This is a genomic window from Candidatus Bandiella numerosa (genome assembly GCF_021811875.1).
In the GTDB taxonomy this organism is placed as follows: Bacteria; Pseudomonadota; Alphaproteobacteria; order Rickettsiales; family Midichloriaceae; genus Aquirickettsia; species Aquirickettsia numerosa_A.
On sequence record NZ_JAJBJD010000177.1, the window covers coordinates 1 to 1,899 of the forward strand.

The window sequence follows — 1,899 nt, forward strand, 5'->3', positions numbered from 1 at the left end:
CTCTCAGAGACTTTATCAAGAGATACAATCGAAAAACCAAGGCTTATTCCAAAGCCGCTGATATGGCTGAATTATCTGTGTATATACATTTCTTCTTTGACGCTATATTTGCTTAGCAATGCCAAAAGTAGATCTTGTGAAGTTGCAATGTATTTCTTATCTCAATATCATCAGTTTAAAAATTTCCAGATGAGATTTGATTGCTTTTTGATTGATAAATATGGTAGATTTAAATATATAGAGAATGCCTGGGAAGTGAATGGGGAGCAGTTAATGGGAGTTTTATGATAGATTTAGCCAACTTTAATAATTGCAAAATTGGAATATTCGGTTTGGGTAAAACAGGTGTTGATTCTCTCAATGCTTTTTTAACAAAAAATACTCAGATCTTTTCATGGGACGATAATAAGGAAAACATTTTACGTATCAAAAAAACAATAAATAAGGATAAGAATATTCATTTTTCTAATATAATTGATCCGTTCGATGTTAAGAAATTAGATTTTGTGATAGTGAGTCCTGGTGTTCCTAATCAATATCCAGCTCCGCATAAAATATTTTCAATTTGCGAAAGATACAAAATTCCGATTATCACAGATATTGATATATTATTTAAGGCATGCCCGGTAGCTAATTATATTGGAGTTACTGGAACAAATGGTAAATCAACAACTGCATCTCTAATTTATCACATTTTGAGTGCAAATAACTACAAATCAGCTCTAGGAGGCAATATTGGAATACCTGTCTTAAGTCTTCCAAATTTTAATAGTGCAACAGAGCATTATGTTATTGAACTGTCATCTTATCAACTTGATTTAATGAGAGATTATAAATTCAATATTGCATCACTTCTCAGTATTACCCCCGATCATTTAGATAGATATGAGACCTTTGAGGATTACAAAAATGCTAAAACAAAAATATTCCATAATCAAAATGAAAATGATTTTGCTGTAATATCATTGAATAATGAAGTTAATAGAGCAATTTTTAAAGAACTCAAGCTGATAAATAAGCAGAAAATTATACCAATATCTAGTAAAGAAGCTTTAGAAGGCGTTATCTCTGTGATAAATGACAAAATTTATGATAATTATTTTGAACATAAAATTTTTAACCTCAAGGTGCCTAATAGTTTAATTGGTTCTCATAATGCTGAAAACATAGCCATAGCATATGCAACAGCTAGAGCACTTAAAATTGAACCTGTAAATATTATAAATTCACTCAATTCATTCATTGGATTGCCTCACAGAATGGAATTGTTTTTTCAAACTAGCAACTTAACTTTTATTAATGATAGTAAAGCTACAAATATTGCTTCTTGTAAAGAAGCATTAGACTCCTTTAAAGATATTTACTGGATTGCAGGAGGGATATTTAAAGAAAAAAGCACAAATGAGCTTTGTAATCACCTTAAAGAAGTGAGACATTGCTATTTAGTTGGCAAAGATGCAGACAAGTTTATACAAATATTGAAAGAGAATAAAATACCATACTCTACTAGCAAAACAATTGAAAACGCTTTAAGTGAAATCAGAGAGACAGTCAAAAATGGCACTATCTTGCTTTCTCCTTGTTGCTCTTCGTTCGACCAATGGAAAAATTTTGAAGAAAGGGGGGAGAGATTTAAAACTTTGGTTTCTGATATGTTTCTCTAAAGCGTTTTGACTGAAGTGACCCAAAAACAAGAATAAAAGTTAAGCAATATTTTTATACAATCCGTAACATAGCATTTCAAAATTATTGGGTATCGCATGGACATTCCCCTGGAAGCATAAATATTAGATAGCGTTAAGCAACTTTTAGAATCAACTCATTGTCAATATTTGCTTCATAAAGATTCCACTCATTAGAGGACATAGTCGCTTTAATCTGCAAAACATTGTGTGCATT

At 31.0% G+C, this 1,899-nt stretch carries 2 protein-coding genes; both read left to right on the forward strand.

Annotation, left to right across the window (positions count from 1 at the left end; translation table 11 throughout):
• Positions 1 to 288, forward strand: a 288-nt coding sequence (locus L8D11_RS05145) for a hypothetical protein (RefSeq protein ID WP_236870597.1), incomplete at its 5' end; no start/stop codon positions are given.
• The gene (gene murD, locus L8D11_RS05150) at positions 285 to 1,664 is read left to right on the forward strand and encodes a UDP-N-acetylmuramoyl-L-alanine--D-glutamate ligase (RefSeq protein ID WP_236870598.1); all 1,380 of its coding nucleotides are present in this window, start codon (positions 285 to 287) and stop codon (positions 1,662 to 1,664) included. The genes L8D11_RS05145 and murD, both read left to right, overlap by 4 nt.
• Positions 1,665 to 1,899 lie beyond the last annotated feature (235 nt).

Excerpts from the sequence above, each read along its gene's own strand:
- murD (WP_236870598.1), top strand. The coding sequence starts at position 285 with ATGATAGATTTAGCCAACTTTAATAATTGCAAAATTGGAATATTCGGT.